Origin of the sequence: Verrucomicrobium sp. BvORR034 (assembly GCF_000739635.1) — a bacterium.
In the GTDB taxonomy this organism is placed as follows: Bacteria; Verrucomicrobiota; Verrucomicrobiia; order Verrucomicrobiales; family Verrucomicrobiaceae; genus Verrucomicrobium.
On the sequence record NZ_BATQ01000071.1, the window covers coordinates 1 to 16111 of the forward strand.

The following is a 16111-nucleotide window of genomic DNA, read 5'->3' on the forward strand; positions in this document are numbered from 1 at the left end:
CTGGTGGACGATGGCTCCGTCAGCAAGCCGGTTCACCAACTCGTCATCGAAGATGTGGCGATCACGCCGGATCTTTTGCAGGTGTTTGAGCACCTCCAGCCGGGCCACGCCATAGGCCCATTTCTTGAAGTCCTGCGCAGAGTCAAACTTTTGCCACAGCACCACCAGCACATCTTGAAGCACGGCGGCGGTGTCTTCTCGAGTGGGCAGCATCGCACGGATGAAGGTGTGCAGGCCCGCCTGATGCTCCGCCAAGAGGCGCAGGAACTGGTGCTGCGGGCCCGGTGAGGGATCTGGGAGTGGAGGTGGGGTGGCTGGGATGGGAGGCATCGGGTGAAGAGAAGGGGGAGTTGGGCTCCCATAGAGATAGCCGCCAAAGGGGTGGAGTTTTGCCGGAATATTTTTGGGAAAAGGGGGGGCTCATCTTTCACTTGCCCAACGTAGACTCGCTGGAAGCTCGTCGACGTTGGGCTTGTAGCCGAATCCTCTTCGAGGAGGAGCTTCGACCGGGTGACAAGAGACTCGGCTATTGCTACTCTGGGCAGGGTGAAGGTTGACCCAGCCGACGGCCCTCCGTCACGACGTCTCGTGTTTCTTTGACCGCCAAAGTATTCTTTTTCCCAATTGTCGAAATGCTTTCTGGTGAGTCGTCATCCCTGTGTAGCGCGGTCAGATGAACTGGTCCGCCTTCACTCAAACTCTACCGAAACATCTCATGAAGTACGCACTGCTTGTTCATCAATCTCAGGAAGTCTTTGACCGTCGCGATGATGCGGCGGTGCTGGCCGCGGGGCGGGCCTATGGCCAGGCACTGCAGGCGGCGGGAATCTTCGTGGGCGGGGCGGGGCTGGAGTCGCCCCTGGCGGCCACCACTGTGAGAGTACGGGATGGTCAGCGTCAGGTGCATGACGGTCCCTATGCCGAGTCCAAGGAGTTCCTGGCGGGCTTTGGCATCATCGATGTGCCGGATCTGGACACGGCACTGGAGTGGGCGGCGCGTCATCCGGCGGCGGCCTTTGCCTCGGTGGAGGTGCGGCCGCTCATGGGGTCGCACTTCTCTGTTGGCAGCCCGGCGGCGAAGACTGCCTGATCACTCGTATCACCACTGGCCATGGACGTGTCTGATCCATCACCTGACGAAGTGCCAGGAGTGCTCGATGAGGAGGCTCATCGAACCATCGATGCTCTGGTGCGGCAGTCTTATGGACGGCTGCTGGCGTATCTGGCCGCCCGCACCCGTGACGTGGCGGGGGCGGAGGATGCCCTGAGTGAGGCGCTGGCCACGGCGCTGGAGCGGTGGCCGCGCGATGGGGTGCCTCAGAAGCCGGAGGCCTGGCTGCTGCGGGTGGCGGGCAACCGGATCACTGATGTCGTGCGCCACCAGAGGGTGCGGCAGAATTCAGAGGCGCACTTGCAACAACTGGCTGAGGAGGTCCGCAACGTGGCAGAGACGGGTGATACCTTCCCGGATGAGCGGCTCAAGCTGCTCTTCGTGTGCGGCCATCCGGCCATCGATCCCGCGGTGCGCACGCCGCTCATGCTGCAGGTGGTGCTGGGGGTGGAGGCGGCACGGATTGCCTCGGCATTTCTCGTCTCCCCCGCCACCATGAGCCAGCGGTTGGTTCGAGCCAAGAACAAGATCCGCGATGCGGGGATCGCCTTCCGGGTGCCGGAACCACCTGAGTGGGAGGAGCGGCTCTCCTTCGTGCTGGACGCGATCTATGCGGCCTATACGACTGGCTGGGAGAGTCTGCTGGAAGCGGGATCCACCCAGCATGGCCTGGCGGAGGAGGCGATCCATCTGGGCCGCACGCTGGTGCAGCTCATGCCGCGGGAGCCGGAGGCGCTGGGTCTGCTGGCGCTCATGCTGCACTGTGAGGCGCGGCGGGCGGCCCGGTATGATGCGGAGGGGCGGTTTGTGCCGCTGGATGAGCAGGACACCTCTCTCTGGTCGGGACCGCTGATGACCGAGGCGGAGGAGTTGTTGCGCGTCGCGGCCAAGTTACATCAAATGGGGCGCTATCAACTGGAGGCGGCGATCCAGTCCATTCACGCCAGCCGCGCCGATACAGGAAGGCTGGACTGGGAAGAGATTCTGCTCCTGTACGAAGGACTGGTCCAACTGACGCCCAGCATCGGTGCCTTGGTGGGTCGGGCAGTGGCTCTGGCCCAAGTGGGCAAGCCCGACGCTGCACTGTCGGCGCTGGACCTCCTGCCCGAGGGGCGCGTGTGCGACTATCAACCCTATTGGGCGGCCCGGGGGCATATTCTAGAATTGCTGGGACGTGAGGCGGAGGCGCGTGAGGCGTGTCTGCATGCCGCCGGGCTGACGGATGATCCAGGCATGCGAGCCCATCTCTTCAAGAAAGCTGAGAAGTTGAGCGGGAGATAGTCTGCAAGGGCATGCGCGGGATGCCAGTGGTCCAAAGGTTATAGGAAATATCAAAGCGGGCAGTTGCCGCTTTTGAATCATCAATCTCTATCCGAATCTATGAATACAGAACTGACCTCATCTTCAACAACGTGTCCGACGACTGCTGCACCGGCCCTGGCCATCCTCGGCAGTGCGCGCAGCGAGGGCAATACGGCCCGTGCTCTACAGCGACTCTTTGAAAATCTCCCCTGCGAGGTGGTGGACCTCAATCAGGTGAGGGTTGCGCCGTTTTCCTACAGCCAGCAGTACTCCGACGATGATTTCATTGGCATGATGGAGCGGATGGTGGAGGCACCGCTGATCGTGTTCGCCACGCCCGTGTATTGGTACTCGTACTCGGCGTCCATGAAGCAGTTCATTGATCGCTTCACGGACCTGCTGTACTCCCGCAAGGACCTGGGCCGCCGCTTGCGCGGAAGGAAGGTGGCATTTCTCACCACAGGTTATGCTCCACAGCCAAACGAGGTCATCCAGGCGGCCTTCAGCAGTTTCTGCGATTACCTGGGGCTGAAGCAGGTGGGCATGGTGTATGCGCAGGAAGGGGCGGCGTTTTTTGATGAGGGGGCGGTGGAGCTAGTTAGGGCCGCTTTGCGGCAGACAGAAGACTTGAAGACAGTAGACGAAAGAGTTGAGTCAGCATTGCTGCTGTAAGCGCTACGGTTGCAGGTGTCGATTGGTCAATTCGGAAAATCAGAGTATTATGGCGTGTGACGCACGAACCGTTTCTAATTTCTGCTGCCGTTTTGTTTGTTTTGGGGAACTTTTCGCAACGACTGCTGCTTTCCCATATCCGGCAGACGAACCGTGCGTGGGCAGAGGAGATGCGCTTGCCAGTCGGTGGATTGACTCCCTTTAGCCTCGGTGAGTTATTCAGATTGTATGCGGTTGTTCTCTCGCTTCATCATAAGCTGATGGGGGACCGCTATTCGGCAATCCTGACCTATGTTGCGTGGTGCGGAACCGTTCCCGCACTATTGATGGCCGTTATTGGTGGGTTGTTGATCGCGGCGAGGTAGATGATTCGTGATAGACCGGATGGCATCCAAGGTTTCTGAGACGTTCTCCATAGACAGCGCCTGTGGTCGGCCGCCACTACTGATCACAGGCAGCGGAGGCGCCGTGCGAGTTTTACCCGCGAACTCGCTGGCTGCCCCGGTCGTCCTCTGGCCTTTGTCCGAGTGTCCTTTCCAGCGACTGAGCCGATGGAGACCATCGGACTGCTCCTGAGGCGGCGTCGGGCGTGGTTCGACACGCTAAAAAACTTTGGCGTGTTTTGCAAGGGGTGTGGCGTGTCTTGCTAGTGACCCGTCAGGGCGCTCGCGATACGGTGGGGAACATGAAAACCAACTCTGTTCACTCCTTTGCTGCACAGTCCGCTACAAGTTCTCTTGGTTCATATGACATTGCCCGCCGGGAGCCGGGCCCCTGGGATGTCGAGATGGAAATCCTCTATTGCGGGGTGTGTCACTCGGATCTCCACCAGGCCCGCAACGAGTGGAAGAATACGATCTACCCCTGCGTGCCCGGTCACGAGATCGTTGGCCGGGTGACCCGGGTGGGGGCCGAGGTGGAGAAGTTCAAAACGGGCGACATCACCGCCGTGGGGTGCATGGTGGACTCCTGCGGGAAATGCGACAACTGCCGGGCGGGTCAGGAGCAATACTGTCTGTCCTTCCCCACCTTTACCTATAACAGCGAAGACAAGATCCTGGGCGGGCCCACGTTCGGGGGCTACTCCACCAGCATCGTCGTGGATGAGGCCTTTGTGCTGCGGGTGCCGGAGGGCTTGGACCTTGCGGCGACGGCCCCGCTGCTTTGTGCCGGCATCACCACCTACTCGCCCCTGCGCCACTGGAAGGTGGGACCGGGACAGAAAGTGGGCGTGGTGGGACTGGGCGGTCTGGGGCACATGGGGGTGAAGTTCGCCCGCGCCTTTGGGGCTCATGTGGTGCTCTTCACCACCTCGCCCAACAAGATTGAGGACGGGCTCCGCCTGGGAGCGCATGAGGTGGTGGTGTCCAAGGATGCCAACGCGATGGCGAAGCACACGGCAAGCTTTGACTTCATCCTGGATGCAGTGTCTGCCCAGCATGATATCAATGCCTACCTGAGCCTCCTCAAGCTGGATGGCACGCTCACGCTGGTGGGCGCGCCGGAGGAACCGCTGCCGGTGGCGGCCTTCAACCTGTTGTTGCCGCGCCGCAATTTTTCTGGCTCGGCCATCGGTGGCATCGCCGAGACGCAGGAGATGCTGGACTTCTGCGCAAAACACCAGATCGTTTCGGACATCGAGCTCATCCCCATGCAGAAGATCAACGAGGCCTGGGAGCGTCTTCTGAAGCAGGACGTGCGTTACCGTTTCGTGATCGACATGGCCTCCCTCAAAGCGTGATATGAACGACCGGTTTCGCATCTCTAATCTTCTGTCGGGCCGTCTGGCGGAGCTGGGGTTGGTGTTGCCAGCCCTGCTCCGGCAGGCGGGGCTGCCTCTGGGGTTCTTCCAGCAGGAGAAGATCTATGCCAACACGGCGGAGCTTTTTGCTCTGTATCGCGCCATTGGCGAGTTGAGTCAGGACCCGGCCATTGGGGTGAAGCTGGGTTCTGAGCCCCGGCTGGAGCGCTATCATCCCTCCGCCATGGTTGCGGTGTGCAGCCGCTCTTATGGCGATGCGCTGGAGCGCATGGCCCGCTACAAGCAGCTGACCTGCCCGGAGGAAATCCGGGTACGGGTCACCCGGGATGAAGTGGCCGTGGAGTTCGTGTACATTGAGGCGGACGAGAGTGAGCCCAGCGTGCTGGTGGACACGGCGCTGGCGTGGATTTTGTCCGTGGGACGCCGGGGTACGGATGGACAGATCACGCCACTGCGTCTGGAGTTGAACCGGGCAGTGCAGCATCGCGAGGTGCTGGAGGAGCACTTTGGTTGCAAGGTGAAGTTCAAGGCGGGCCGGAATGCGCTGGTGTTTCACAAGAGGGACCTGGATCGTCCGTTTTTGACGCACAATGTGGAACTGCTGGCGGCTATTGGGGCGCAGTTGGAGTCAGAGCTGGAGTCGCGCCATGCGGGGACCGATGTAGGGGATCAGGTGAAGCGCACCCTCAAGCGTTCACTGGCAGGGCGGCGTCCCTCCCTGCAAGACATTGCCCAGGAACTGGCGATGAGCCCCCGCACCTTGCAGCGCCGCCTTGGCGAAGCGGAGATCACCTTCCAGCAACTGGTGGAGGACACCCGGCGGGAGCTGGCGCATCACTACCTCCGGCAGAGTTCATTGGAGCTGAATGGTGTGGCGTTCCTGCTCGGCTATGAGGATGCCAACTCGTTCTTCCGCGCCTTTCAAGGTTGGGAAGGAACCTCGCCAGGGGAATGGCGGACGAGACAGCCGGAGTATGAGGCGGACCGTCGCGCCACGGCGGCGTGATGGGCGCTTCAGTTTTCACTCACTCACTCAATGGCCTCATGAAAAAAATCCGTCTGTTTGTCATTGCAGTCCTGGCCCTCCTGTCGCCGTTCGGGCTCGGCTCTGCAGCCGAGGCGCCGATGCCGCTTGTCCGCATTGCTGAGTTGGAAATTCATCCGTCGCATCTGGAAGCTTACAAGGCAGAGCTTAAGGCGGAGATCGAGGCCTCGGTCCAGCTGGAGCCGGGAGTGTTGTCCCTGTATGCCGTCGCAGTGAAGGGACAACCCACCCGCATCCGTATCTTTGAGGTGTATGCGGATGACGCGGCCTACCGGGCGCATCTGGAGACTCCCCACTTCAAAAGGTACAAGGTAACAACTGGAGAAATGATCAGATCGCTGGTGCTCGTGGAGACGGATCCGATTTTGCTCGGTGCCCGGCCCAGGTAAATAGCGTAGATGCGGGGCCCACAAGGGGGCGTGGCGTGTTCGGCAAGTGAGTTGGCGTTCCCTGCTAGTGCTCGATTGGCAAGTCTGGTACATTGTGCAAGGGTGAAGATCGAAGCCTTCCCTGAAACCACGCGCCGGTTGGAACCGGGCGATCAGTCAATGGAACCAGCCCGAGATCGGCGCGCCTTCTTGCAAACTGCGGGCCTGACCGCAGCGCTCATCCTCGCAGCATACGCCCGCATTCCATCCGCATCGCGGGCAAACATGAAATCCACGTCCTCTATGAACATGACCATCACTCGAAACGGATCGCAACCCTCCGGCAAAGGGCCGGCTGAATGGTTCACAGGAACGGTGCGGATTGATCCGCTGTTCCAGCCGAAGGACTCGACACGGGCTGCCGCAGCCAGCGTCACGTTTGAACCCGGGGCCCGTACTGCCTGGCACACGCACCCGCTGGGGCAGACACTCATCGTCACTGCGGGTTGTGGCCGGGTGCAGGTGGAGGGTGGTCCCATTGAGGAGATCCGCCCGGGCGATGTCGTCTGGTTTCCGCCAGGCGTGAAGCACTGGCACGGTGCGGCACCGACCACGGCGCTGACTCACATCGCCATCCAGGAGCAACTCGATGGCAAGTTCGTGGACTGGCTGGAGCATGTGACGGACGCGCAGTACCAGGCCTGATCCCAGATCAACCACCCTTCTTTCCCAACTTGGAGTTCTATGAAAACACGCAAACTCGGAAACAGCGGTCTCGAAGTCTCCGCCATCGGCCTGGGCTGCATGGGCATGAGCTTTGGCTACGGATCGCCCAAAGACACGCAGGAGATGACCGCGCTGCTGCACGGGGCGGTGGATCGCGGCGTCACCTTCTTCGACACGGCAGAGGTCTATGGGCCCTTCATCAACGAGGAACTCGTGGGCGAGGCCCTGGCACCGTTCCGCGGGAAAGTGGTGATCGCCACCAAGTTCGGATTCGACATCGGCACCGATCCGCGTACCGCCCCGGGGCTGAACAGCCGCCCGGAGCACATCCGGGAAGTCGCGGAAGCCTCGCTCAAGCGGCTCAAGGTGGATGTCATCGACCTGTTCTACCAGCATCGGGTGGATCCCGCCGTGCCCATTGAAGAGGTGGCCGGTGCGGTGAAACAACTCATTGAGGAGGGCAAGGTGAAGCACTTTGGCCTCTCCGAAGCCGGAGCCCAGACCATCCGCCGTGCTCAAGCCGTGCAGCCGGTGACCGCCCTGCAGAGTGAATACTCGCTGTGGACCCGGACGCCGGAGAAAGAGGTGATCCCGACGCTGGAGGAGCTTGGCATCGGCTTCGTGCCGTACAGCCCGCTGGGCAAGGGCTTCCTGACTGGCAAGATGGATCAGAGCACCACGTTCGACAGCTCTGACTTTCGGAGCAAGCTGCCGCGGTTCACGCCGGAGGCGATGAAGGCAAACCAGGCTTTGATTGACCTGCTGGGGAGGATCGCAGAGCGTAAGCAGGCCACGCCTGCCCAGATCGCGCTGGCATGGTTGCTGGCGCAGAAGCCCTGGATTTCGCCGATTCCTGGAACCACGAAGCTTCACCGCCTGGAGGAGAACATCGGTGCAGCAGAGGTGGAGTTGACGTCGGACGATCTGAGTGACATCGAGGCTGCGGCCTCGCAGATCACCGTGGAGGGGGCGAGGTATCCGGAGGCGCTGGAGAAGATGACGGGACGGTAAGGGCGTGGGCCCGGTGTGGGCCTCGCGGTGGAGGTGCGGGCGTTGTGTGGGCGAGTGGGCTTGGGGCGAAGGGAGTGGTAGACGAGGAAATAAGTGCCTCCTCACGTCGACAACTACGGCCGGTGTTGGCAGTCCTTCGGCAGAGGGGGGAATGCGTACGGTTGATGTGGCCGCAGGCAAGCTGATGGGCTTCCGCCGATGCCCCCACCCACTGGTATTTGATCACCCACCACCCAGCGCCTATGTAGTTGTCGACGTGAGGAGAACGGACCATCCGCGTGCGTTTTGGGGTGGCCGCCAAGGAACCACCTAGAGGTTCCCATCTCAGTTCGAAGTTGATCCCCAGCGGGGATCTCTAACACAGCCCAACGTTGGACGAGCCCTAAGCGAGTCAACGTTGGGTGCCTCCGCAGAGGATGATCAGGTGGGGAGGCCGACAGCATCCGCTTTCTCCCCTCTGCCATCAACGCCTCCACGTCAGGCGGATGCGATGTCATGCACTGCCTGACATTCGCGGCAAGATGCCGCGAACAGCACGCAGGGATGCGTGCGCTCCCCGAGCCTCCCAGGCAAAGGCCACTTTGAGAAACGGCCAGACCACGTTTCACCACCCCAGGTTCCTTGGCAGGCACTAGCTGAAGCGTCTACAGTATGGGTCTCGCGGTTGGGGTCCGTTATTTCACCAAATCCCCCAACAGCAACAGCCCACCCAGATACCACACGTTATCCTGATACTTCGCCGGATTCTTCTCCAGGTCCGGAACATTCTTGGGGAAAAGGATTTTGCGTTTGTCGGGCGCTTCGGCCAGGAGCTGGACCTTCACGTGGTGGCGGCCCTCAGGGGCACCGGTGAGTAGCAGGGAAGTGGCCAGCCGGTGGTAGGTGCAGTGGGCATCGATGCGGGCCAGTTTCTTCGGCGGCAGGGCGTCCACCGTTACTTCCAGTTGCCCGCCATCCGGTCCCACGAGGTCGTAGCCAGCGACGTGCGAGCCCTCGAACTCGAACTCCAGCACGGCATCCGGGCCAGTGGCTTTCCACATGCCAGGGAGGCGTTGTTGATAGCCTTTGCCGATGGGATGAGTGGGCATGTCGATCTTCGTCCAACTGCCCTTCAGCATGTCCTGAGTCACGGGCACCAGTTTGGCTTTCTCCCAGTTGTCTGCCCGCAGGGGGGCGATCAGGGCGTGAGGTTTGGCCCCTGCGCCTTTCTCTGCAATGACGGGCCAGGCCCGGATGATGGTCTGGAGATAGAGTTCATGGCCGGTCTCTACATGGGGGTGCACGCCGTCTCCGGAGAACAGGATCGGATCGCCCGGTTTGGCAGGGGCAGTGGGCTTCTCACCTTTAAAGATGAGCTTGCCCTCCTTCTCCAGGCTGGCCACGCCGACGCCGAAGTGGATGCTGGGGATCTGGTAGTGGTCGGCCACACCTTCCATGGCGGTGGCGGACTGGGAGGCTTTGCCTTCTTTGAGATCCTTTAGAAACGGTTCGCTGAGAGTGTACACGAAGCAGATGTCTGTGGTGGGATCCACCTTCCAGGTCTGGCGTACGATGCCCTCCATGCACTTCTGGATGCGGGCCGGGTCGGCGCCGCCGTCATTCACGGCGAACTCCACGAACATCAGGTCCGGCTTGTGGTCCAGCACATCCCTCTGCACGCGAAACACCCCGAGGTCGGACCCGGTGCCGCCGATGGCGGCGTTGATCTCTGTGAGCTTGGCGGTGGGGAACTTCTCCTGGAGCCACTTTAGCGACTTCACCCGCCAGCCGGGGGCGGCGGTGATGCTGCCGCCCAGATAGCCCACCTTGACAGGCTGCCCGGCCTGCAACTTGGCCAGCGCGTTGGGCAGGCCGCCGCGCGGGGTGACCTCGGCCGCGTCCCTCAACACGGGCGGCACTGCTGGTGACGGAGCTGCGGTGGCAATGAGATTGGCCGACAGCAAGGGGGCGGCGCAGGAGGTGAGGAACGTACGGCGAAGGAGCTTCATGCAGGGTGTGAGGATGAGAGGGAAGGTAACGCGGGGAGCGGGCAGACTGTAGCAATAAAGGTTTTGAGCTAGGCAGGAACTTGTCTCCCTTTTGGGGATGCCCTGAGTCGCAGGCGGGCGATGCCTTTTTGAACTTTAACGGTGGTTGTCATTCGATGGGCGATCTGCGTAAATGCTCCTTAGTCCGCTGGTATTTCGAATACAGATCCGTCGCGGGAAGGGCTCTCCAACCATATGAAGATCCGATTCAGCCAGCTGTGTGCGGCGGTTTGCACTCTGTTGTTTGCCCTGTTGCCTGTTGTACTGGGGGGCTGCGCCTCGCATGCCGGGTCCGGCATTTCTGATGCTCGGGGATCTGCGGGAGGGGCTGATGGCAGACCCACGGCAGCCAAACACAGCGCCGAAGTCTCTGGAGTTTTCCCTCTGGTCAATGGGGCGGATGCGTTTGTGGCGCGGATGGCTCTTGCCGAGAAAGCGCAGCGCTCTCTGGATCTCCAGTACTATATCTGGCATGGGGACCAGACGGGTAAACTGCTTGCTGGTGCCGTGATTCAGGCGGCGGAGCGAGGGGTGAAGTCCCGCCTTCTGCTGGATGACATGGGGGTGGCGGCCAAGGATCGCAATCTGCTCATTCTCGACAGTCATCCCAACATTGAGGTGCGGTTGTTCAATCCTCTTCCTTTGCGCTCGGCCCGCATGCTGGGTGTCTTGCTGGACTTTCAGCGTGTGAACCGTCGGATGCACAACAAGTCCTTCATAGTGGATGGCAAGGTGGCCATTGTAGGAGGGCGCAACATTGGCGACGAGTACTTCGGGGTGGCTGAAGGCATGAACTTTGCCGACTTCGACGTCGTGGCCAGGGGACCGGTCGTGGGTGAGGTGGAGGATTCCTTTGAACTGTATTGGAATAGCGAGGCTTCCGTGCCAATCACGAAGGTAAGTCGTGTAAAGGTCAGTGACGCAGAGATTCAAAAGGAGGTGAAGGACCTTGTATCACAGCGCGAGTCGATGGCGCGGTCTCCCTATGGTCAGATCATGCGATCCAGCAGGCTGGCGAAGGCCACCTTGAATGGGCTGCCCTTTTATGAAGGCCGGGCGGTGGTCGTGGCCGATCATCCGAACAAGGTGCTGACACGTCCGGACGATGCCTCGACCCATCTTGCCCCCCAGCTCCGGGCTATGGTGGAGCGCGCCAAGGGGGAGGTTCTCCTTGTGTCGCCCTATTTCATTCCCGGGAAGAACGGTGTCGATTGGTTCGCGGAATTGCGCAAGCGCGGCGTAAAGGTGACCGTCATCACGAACTCGCTGGCTTCCACGGATGTGGCGGCGGTGCATGCAGGCTATATCCGCTATCGCAAATCTTTGCTGCGGGGCGGCGTCGAAGTCTGTGAGATGAAGGCCGTCCCGCCCGCTCCGGGCGAGAAGAGCGGATATGGCGGATCGTCTTTCAGCCTGACGGGGTCGTCGAAGGCCGGGCTGCACGCGAAGACTTTTGTGTTCGACCGGCGCTGGGTCTTCGTCGGTTCGATGAATCTCGATCCGCGTTCGCTGAACCTGAATACTGAGGTCGGCATGCTCGTAGACTCCCCGGAACTGGCACAGCAGATGCTTGGGGATCTGGAAAGAAAGTTCTCCGAACGCGCCTATCACGTCGAGCTCACCCCGGACGGGCTGCAGTGGACGACGAAGGAGGACGGGAAGATCGTGGTGTTGAAGTCCGAACCCAAGGGGGGATTCAAGAAGGGACTGATGCTGCGGATCTGCTCAATGCTGCCTATTGAGAGCCAGTTGTGACGCTGGGTGGATGGATGTGGGTTTGCGGTCAGGTGTCTTCCGGTGTTTTGCTTCGTGCGCTTCGGATTCCAGTGCGTCAGTGCGTCAGAATTGGGGGGCGTGGGAGGGCTCCGACATCGAAAGCTCTTTGATATCCTTCTGCCTCGTTGGACTCCAACACCTGGCCCCGCAAGCGGGGCCAGGTGTTGAATGCGCAGACACTTTGCTTGTCCTTGCGGCTTCCAGTGTCGGAGGGATGGGCGGCAGCGGCGCGGCAGCGCCAGTTCCCCTAATGCTTCTCTTTGTCCGAGATGTTATTTCTTGAGCACCACATGCATAGCACCGGGAGAATTTACGGTCTCGGTGACCTTGTACCCGAGCTTGGCCAGGTCCAGCCCTGCGATGAGGGGCTCGCCGCTTCCCAGCAGGATGGGAGATATGGCAAAGTGCAACTCGTCCACCAAGCCAGCCTGAAGGTATTGCCGGATGGTCGCTGGGCCGCCGCCGAGGCGCACATCCAGTCCACCTGCCGCCTCTCTGGCGCGCTCCAGGGCGGCATGGATGCCCTCGGTGACGAAATAGAATGTGGTGCCGCCCTCCATTTGGATCGGCTCGCGCGGATGGTGCGTGAGCACGAAGACCGGGGTGTGATACGGCGGGTCTTCACCCCACCAGCCTTTCCATTCGTCATCTGGCCACTCGCCGCGACTCGGTCCGAACATGTTGCGCCCAAGAATCCACGCGCCAATCCGGTCTGAACCGCGTTCTGCGAAGTCGTTGTCAACGCCCGTCGTGCCATCCCCATCCCCATGCATTTTCTGAAAGGCGCGCGTGGGGAGGAGCCATTCGTGCAGGTTAAGGCCACCCATGCCGAGTGGCTGTTCGAGGCTTTGATCCGGACCGGCACCAAACCCATCCAGGGATACGGTGAAACAATGAACTCGTAGCTTGGACATAGTTTTCTTTGGCGTTGGTGATTCGTGTTTGGCAGGCGACCGCCGTTGGGGGAGGCCGGCCTAGAGGTAATCGGATTGCGTTTGTCGTTGGTTTTGGCAGTCGTGGCGGACCGGTTCATAGTCTGGTCGACTGGGCTCGCCGAAATTCGACAACTTCTTTCACTTTTCCACCTCATGCCTCAATTGGGTGACATTCCTTCTTGAGCAGAGGGCGTGGGCATTCGATAAACCTGCATGCCTGCCCATTCCGACGACTCCTCCACCAGCAACACTCCGGCCGAGCTTTTCAACACCCGTGTGGCGGAGAAGACGGAGAGCCCTGAGCTCCAGGCGCTGGTGAATGCGACGTTCCGGTTTGATCTCTCCGGGCCGCAGGGCGGGTCGTGGCTGGTGGACTTCCGTCCCGGCTCGGCAGGCGTGCGTCCGGCGGAGGAGGAGGGGACCTGCACCTTCTCCATGCGGGATCAGGACTTTGTCTCGCTGTTGGCGGGCAAGCTCAATCCCCGCATGGCCTTCATGATGGGCACGCTGAAGGTGAAGGGCGACATGACGGTGGCGATGAAGCTCAGTCAGGCGCTGGGCGCGGCGTGACCGGAGCGTGGCCTGCTTGGTAAGCTAACCACAGAGTCACAGAGTCACAGAGTCACAGAGTCACAGAGTCACAGAGTCACAGAGTCACAGAGTCACAGAGTCACAGAGGACACAGAGCAGATGTTGCTCTGTAGATCCCAAAGAGTCGCCTATGGCTGGGGGAGCAAGCCCTCAGCCCACTCAGCGGCGACGACGCCAGAGAAAAGCTGACAGGCCCATCAGCAGCAACATCGCCCTGCCAGGTTCTGGGACGGTGGATACTGTGAAGGAGACGTTGTCCATATAGGCCATCACGCCAGCGGTGTCATTCCCAGCTCCGTCTTTCCAGGAGATGATGGGAGTGATGTAGTTCACGGCTTGGGAGTTGGCGTCCAGTGCGGGAACAGTGCCTGTGTAAGTCAGCGTTTTCCAAGAGCCGCGATTGGCGGCGTTGGAAATGTCGAATGTCGTCACTCCAAGCACAGAGGGAGTGACGCTGTCGCTTTGCCCATTGGTGAAGCGGAGGATGTAGAGGAGCCTGTCATCGCTGGTGACTGTCGTTCCACCAGAGGGGATGTAGATGTCAAAGGTGAGGGTGAATTTGAAATTGGTGTCTCCAGGAGTGCCCAGCCCGGCAAGCGAGTATCCGGCCGTTGCACCTGCCGATTTGCCCCGCACTTCAAAGAATCTGTCCGACGAACCAGCTGCCGTGATGTTGATTCCCAAAACCTGGGCAGAGGTGTTCACGCCCGATGCGTCGGGGTTTGCCACGAGGGCTGCGGAGAAGCCGGCGGTGGATGAGGTGACGTATCCACCTGCCGATTCAAAGTCATTCGTCCAGAGGGTCGCCGCCTTCGTGGTGGGTGTCAGGATGAGGGTGGAGAAAGCCGCGAGAAGGCTGCAACGGATGAGGAACATGGTCAAAATTTGAATGGCTGGGGAGGCTCATACGTTGCCTTGCCACGAAAACATTCAACTGTAGCTTGGCTGTCCCTCAACTGTACGTGCCCAGCACCTGATGGACGTTCTCGATGGCCATGCTGCCTTCACCCACGGCAGCGCCGCAGCGCTTCACGGAGCCTGAGCGCACGTCTCCGGCGGCGAAGATGCCGGGGCGGCTGGTCTCGAAGGGGTAGGGGGCGCGGCCTGCGCCCTGCCATGCCGGGGCGTGGGCGATGGCGGCCCCAGTGAGGATGAAGCCCTTTTCGTCCAGGAGGATCTCAGGAGGGAGCCAGCTCGTGCAGGGTCTGGCCCCGATCATGGAGAAGACGGCCGTGGTCTCCACCGTGCGGCGCTCTCCGTTACGGGTGTTTTCGATCTCGATGCTCTCCAGACGACCGGCTCCGGACAGCTTTCGAATCTCGGTCTGCCGGAGGATCTCGATGTTGGGCTTGGTCTCGACACGGCTGGACAGGTAGCTGGACATGTTTTTGGTCAGGTCATCCCCGCGGATCACGAGGTACACCTTGGCCGCGTGTTCTGACATGAACATGGCTGCCTGGCCTGCGGAATTGCCCGCGCCAGCGACGACGGCGGTGCCGCCACGGCAGAACTGGGCCTCCATGACAGTTGCGGCATAAAAGACGCCCAGGCCCTCAAAGTCCTCGAGCCCCTCGGCCCCGAGTTTGTTGTACTGGGCGCCGCTGGAGATGATGACACATTTGGTCCGGAGCGTGGTGGGGCTGCCTTCGATCTCGAGGGCGGCGCCATGCTCACCGCCAGGGAAGTTTAAGGAAAGCACTCTGGATGGAGTGGAGAACTTGGCACCAAAGCGGAAGGCCTGCAGTTGGGCGCGGTAGGTCAGATCCCCGCCGCTGATCCCGGTGGGAAAGCCAAAGAAGTTCTCGATGAGGGAGGAGGAGCCAGCTTGTCCGCCGGGGGCGAAGCTTTCCAGGACGACGGTACTGAGGCCTTCAGACGCGGCATTCACGGCGGCGGCCAGACCAGCAGGACCGGCCCCCACGATGGCGAGGTCGCAGAATATTTCCTCACGCCCGTCTGAGCACAGGGGGCGCAGAAGGCCAGCAATGCGGGCGACGTCGAAGATGGCGGGGTTTCGTGAAATAGATCCGTCACTGGCGATCAAGGCGGGCAGGTCGTCATCGGCAACGCCCAGGCGCTCGCACAGGGCTCGGCACTCCAGCGTGGTGGAATCGATGAGCCGATGCGGGATGTGGTTCTTGTCCAGGAAATCATCGATGCGTCGTGCCCCCTGACAGCCTGGGTGCGCGAGGATGCGCAGCCCGGCCAGCTCGCGATCCCGGCGCAGCCGCTGCCGCCGCATCATGAAGGCCTGCACCACCGGCTCACCCACGCCCGGAAGTTCTGCAAGGGCTTTGCGCAGTTTGACCGCGGGGATCTCCAGGATCTCCGTCTCATCCGCTTTTCCTCGCACCCCGGCAATGGAGGAGGTGCCATTGAGCATGGAGACCTCTCCGATAAAGTCCCGCGGACCAGGAGTGGCCAGGATTTGCTCCACCTCCTCCCGCGTCTCGTAGGCCTCCAGCTCGCCCTGGATGACGACGACCATGGGGAAATCCCGCACCCCGGCAGGGAAGATCACCTCCCCACGCAGGACGATGCGCCGTGCCCCGAGTGGCTCCAGCAGCGAGAGCTGGTGATCACTCAGCTTGGGGAACGCGGTGCTCTCCGTGTCGCGGTAGAAGCGCTCATCCTCTTCTTCGTCAGAATGCGTGAACATAGGTAGGGGAACTAGGAATTAACCACAGAGTCACAGAGGGCACAGAGACTGATTTCAGACAGGTTTAACAAGATTTTGATCAGATTGACAAGATGGGATCAGGAGTGCTCATGGAGCTTTCCTTGA

15 protein-coding genes are annotated in these 16111 nt (G+C 61.0%); 10 read left to right on the forward strand and 5 right to left on the reverse strand.

From position 1 onward, the window contains the following. Window positions 1–330, reverse strand: a 330-nt coding sequence (locus BV034_RS12580; RefSeq protein WP_304944981.1) for a sigma factor, incomplete at its 3' end; no start/stop codon positions are given. A gap of 385 nt (window positions 331–715) precedes the next feature. Here BV034_RS12580 and BV034_RS12585 point away from each other — a divergent pair. The 8 genes from BV034_RS12585 to BV034_RS12625 all read left to right on the forward strand — a co-directional run bounded on the left by BV034_RS12585 (window position 716) and on the right by BV034_RS12625 (window position 7997). Continuing rightward, entirely contained in the window at window positions 716–1090 is a 375-nt protein-coding gene (locus BV034_RS12585; protein ID WP_038170545.1) for a YciI family protein, read from the forward strand. A 21-nt stretch (window positions 1091–1111) separates the two neighbouring features. Continuing rightward, window positions 1112–2392 (forward strand): DUF6596 domain-containing protein, encoded by a 1281-nt coding sequence (locus BV034_RS12590; protein ID WP_050027363.1) that lies wholly within the window; start codon window positions 1112–1114, stop codon window positions 2390–2392. 99 nt (window positions 2393–2491) lie between these two features. After that, window positions 2492–3085 carry an NAD(P)H-dependent oxidoreductase gene (locus tag BV034_RS12595; RefSeq protein ID WP_050027364.1) on the forward strand — a complete coding sequence of 198 codons (594 nt, stop codon included), beginning with the start codon at window positions 2492–2494 and terminating at the stop codon, window positions 3083–3085. Between the two features lie 685 nt (window positions 3086–3770). Next, window positions 3771–4826 carry an NAD(P)-dependent alcohol dehydrogenase gene (locus tag BV034_RS12605; protein ID WP_050027390.1) on the forward strand — a complete coding sequence of 352 codons (1056 nt, stop codon included), beginning with the start codon at window positions 3771–3773 and terminating at the stop codon, window positions 4824–4826. Between the two features lies 1 nt (window position 4827). Further along, on the forward strand, window positions 4828–5853 hold the full coding sequence (locus tag BV034_RS12610) for an AraC family transcriptional regulator (protein ID WP_063768764.1): 1026 nt from the start codon (window positions 4828–4830) through the stop codon (window positions 5851–5853). Window positions 5854–5891: 38 nt separating this feature from the next. Further along, a complete protein-coding gene (locus tag BV034_RS12615; protein ID WP_050027366.1) occupies window positions 5892–6281 on the forward strand; it encodes a putative quinol monooxygenase in 390 nt (129 codons plus the stop codon). Window positions 6282–6569: 288 nt separating this feature from the next. After that, window positions 6570–6965 carry a cupin domain-containing protein gene (locus BV034_RS12620; RefSeq protein ID WP_050027367.1) on the forward strand — a complete coding sequence of 132 codons (396 nt, stop codon included), beginning with the start codon at window positions 6570–6572 and terminating at the stop codon, window positions 6963–6965. Between the two features lie 39 nt (window positions 6966–7004). Next, window positions 7005–7997, forward strand: a complete 993-nt coding sequence (locus BV034_RS12625) for an aldo/keto reductase (RefSeq protein ID WP_050027368.1) — start codon at window positions 7005–7007, stop codon at window positions 7995–7997. Window positions 7998–8671: 674 nt separating this feature from the next. Here BV034_RS12625 and BV034_RS12630 read toward each other — a convergent pair. Continuing rightward, window positions 8672–9985, reverse strand: a complete 1314-nt coding sequence (locus tag BV034_RS12630) for an SGNH/GDSL hydrolase family protein (protein WP_050027369.1) — start codon at window positions 9983–9985, stop codon at window positions 8672–8674. Window positions 9986–10219: 234 nt separating this feature from the next. Between BV034_RS12630 and BV034_RS12635 the strand changes: the two genes are divergently transcribed. After that, window positions 10220–11779: a phospholipase D family protein gene (locus BV034_RS12635; RefSeq protein ID WP_050027370.1), complete on the forward strand. Its 1560-nt coding sequence runs from the start codon at window positions 10220–10222 to the stop codon at window positions 11777–11779. A 293-nt stretch (window positions 11780–12072) separates the two neighbouring features. Here the strand turns inward: BV034_RS12635 and BV034_RS12640 are convergent, their stop codons facing one another. Beyond that, window positions 12073–12714 carry a dihydrofolate reductase family protein gene (locus BV034_RS12640; RefSeq protein ID WP_050027371.1) on the reverse strand — a complete coding sequence of 214 codons (642 nt, stop codon included), beginning with the start codon at window positions 12712–12714 and terminating at the stop codon, window positions 12073–12075. 234 nt (window positions 12715–12948) lie between these two features. Between BV034_RS12640 and BV034_RS12645 the strand changes: the two genes are divergently transcribed. Continuing rightward, a complete protein-coding gene (locus BV034_RS12645; RefSeq protein WP_050027372.1) occupies window positions 12949–13305 on the forward strand; it encodes an SCP2 sterol-binding domain-containing protein in 357 nt (118 codons plus the stop codon). A gap of 180 nt (window positions 13306–13485) precedes the next feature. Here BV034_RS12645 and BV034_RS12650 read toward each other — a convergent pair whose 3' ends face one another. Continuing rightward, a complete protein-coding gene (locus BV034_RS12650; protein WP_050027373.1) occupies window positions 13486–14202 on the reverse strand; it encodes a PEP-CTERM sorting domain-containing protein in 717 nt (238 codons plus the stop codon). A 76-nt stretch (window positions 14203–14278) separates the two neighbouring features. Beyond that, on the reverse strand, window positions 14279–15985 hold the full coding sequence (locus BV034_RS12655; protein WP_050027374.1) for an FAD-dependent oxidoreductase: 1707 nt from the start codon (window positions 15983–15985) through the stop codon (window positions 14279–14281). Between the last annotated feature and the right edge of the window lie 126 nt (window positions 15986–16111).

Coding starts and splice junctions, on each gene's coding strand:
- BV034_RS12615 (WP_050027366.1), top strand. CDS start 5,892: ATGAAAAAAATCCGTCTGTTTGTCATTGCAGTCCTGGCCCTCCTGTCG.
- BV034_RS12650 (WP_050027373.1), bottom strand. CDS start 14,202: ATGTTCCTCATCCGTTGCAGCCTTCTCGCGGCTTTCTCCACCCTCATC.
- BV034_RS12590 (WP_050027363.1), top strand. CDS start 1,112: ATGGACGTGTCTGATCCATCACCTGACGAAGTGCCAGGAGTGCTCGAT.
- BV034_RS12610 (WP_063768764.1), top strand. CDS start 4,828: ATGAACGACCGGTTTCGCATCTCTAATCTTCTGTCGGGCCGTCTGGCG.
- BV034_RS12585 (WP_038170545.1), top strand. CDS start 716: ATGAAGTACGCACTGCTTGTTCATCAATCTCAGGAAGTCTTTGACCGT.
- BV034_RS12645 (WP_050027372.1), top strand. CDS start 12,949: ATGCCTGCCCATTCCGACGACTCCTCCACCAGCAACACTCCGGCCGAG.
- BV034_RS12620 (WP_050027367.1), top strand. CDS start 6,570: ATGACCATCACTCGAAACGGATCGCAACCCTCCGGCAAAGGGCCGGCT.
- BV034_RS12630 (WP_050027369.1), bottom strand. CDS start 9,985: ATGAAGCTCCTTCGCCGTACGTTCCTCACCTCCTGCGCCGCCCCCTTG.
- BV034_RS12595 (WP_050027364.1), top strand. CDS start 2,492: ATGAATACAGAACTGACCTCATCTTCAACAACGTGTCCGACGACTGCT.
- BV034_RS12605 (WP_050027390.1), top strand. CDS start 3,771: ATGAAAACCAACTCTGTTCACTCCTTTGCTGCACAGTCCGCTACAAGT.
- BV034_RS12625 (WP_050027368.1), top strand. CDS start 7,005: ATGAAAACACGCAAACTCGGAAACAGCGGTCTCGAAGTCTCCGCCATC.
- BV034_RS12635 (WP_050027370.1), top strand. CDS start 10,220: ATGAAGATCCGATTCAGCCAGCTGTGTGCGGCGGTTTGCACTCTGTTG.
- BV034_RS12655 (WP_050027374.1), bottom strand. CDS start 15,985: ATGTTCACGCATTCTGACGAAGAAGAGGATGAGCGCTTCTACCGCGAC.
- BV034_RS12640 (WP_050027371.1), bottom strand. CDS start 12,714: ATGTCCAAGCTACGAGTTCATTGTTTCACCGTATCCCTGGATGGGTTT.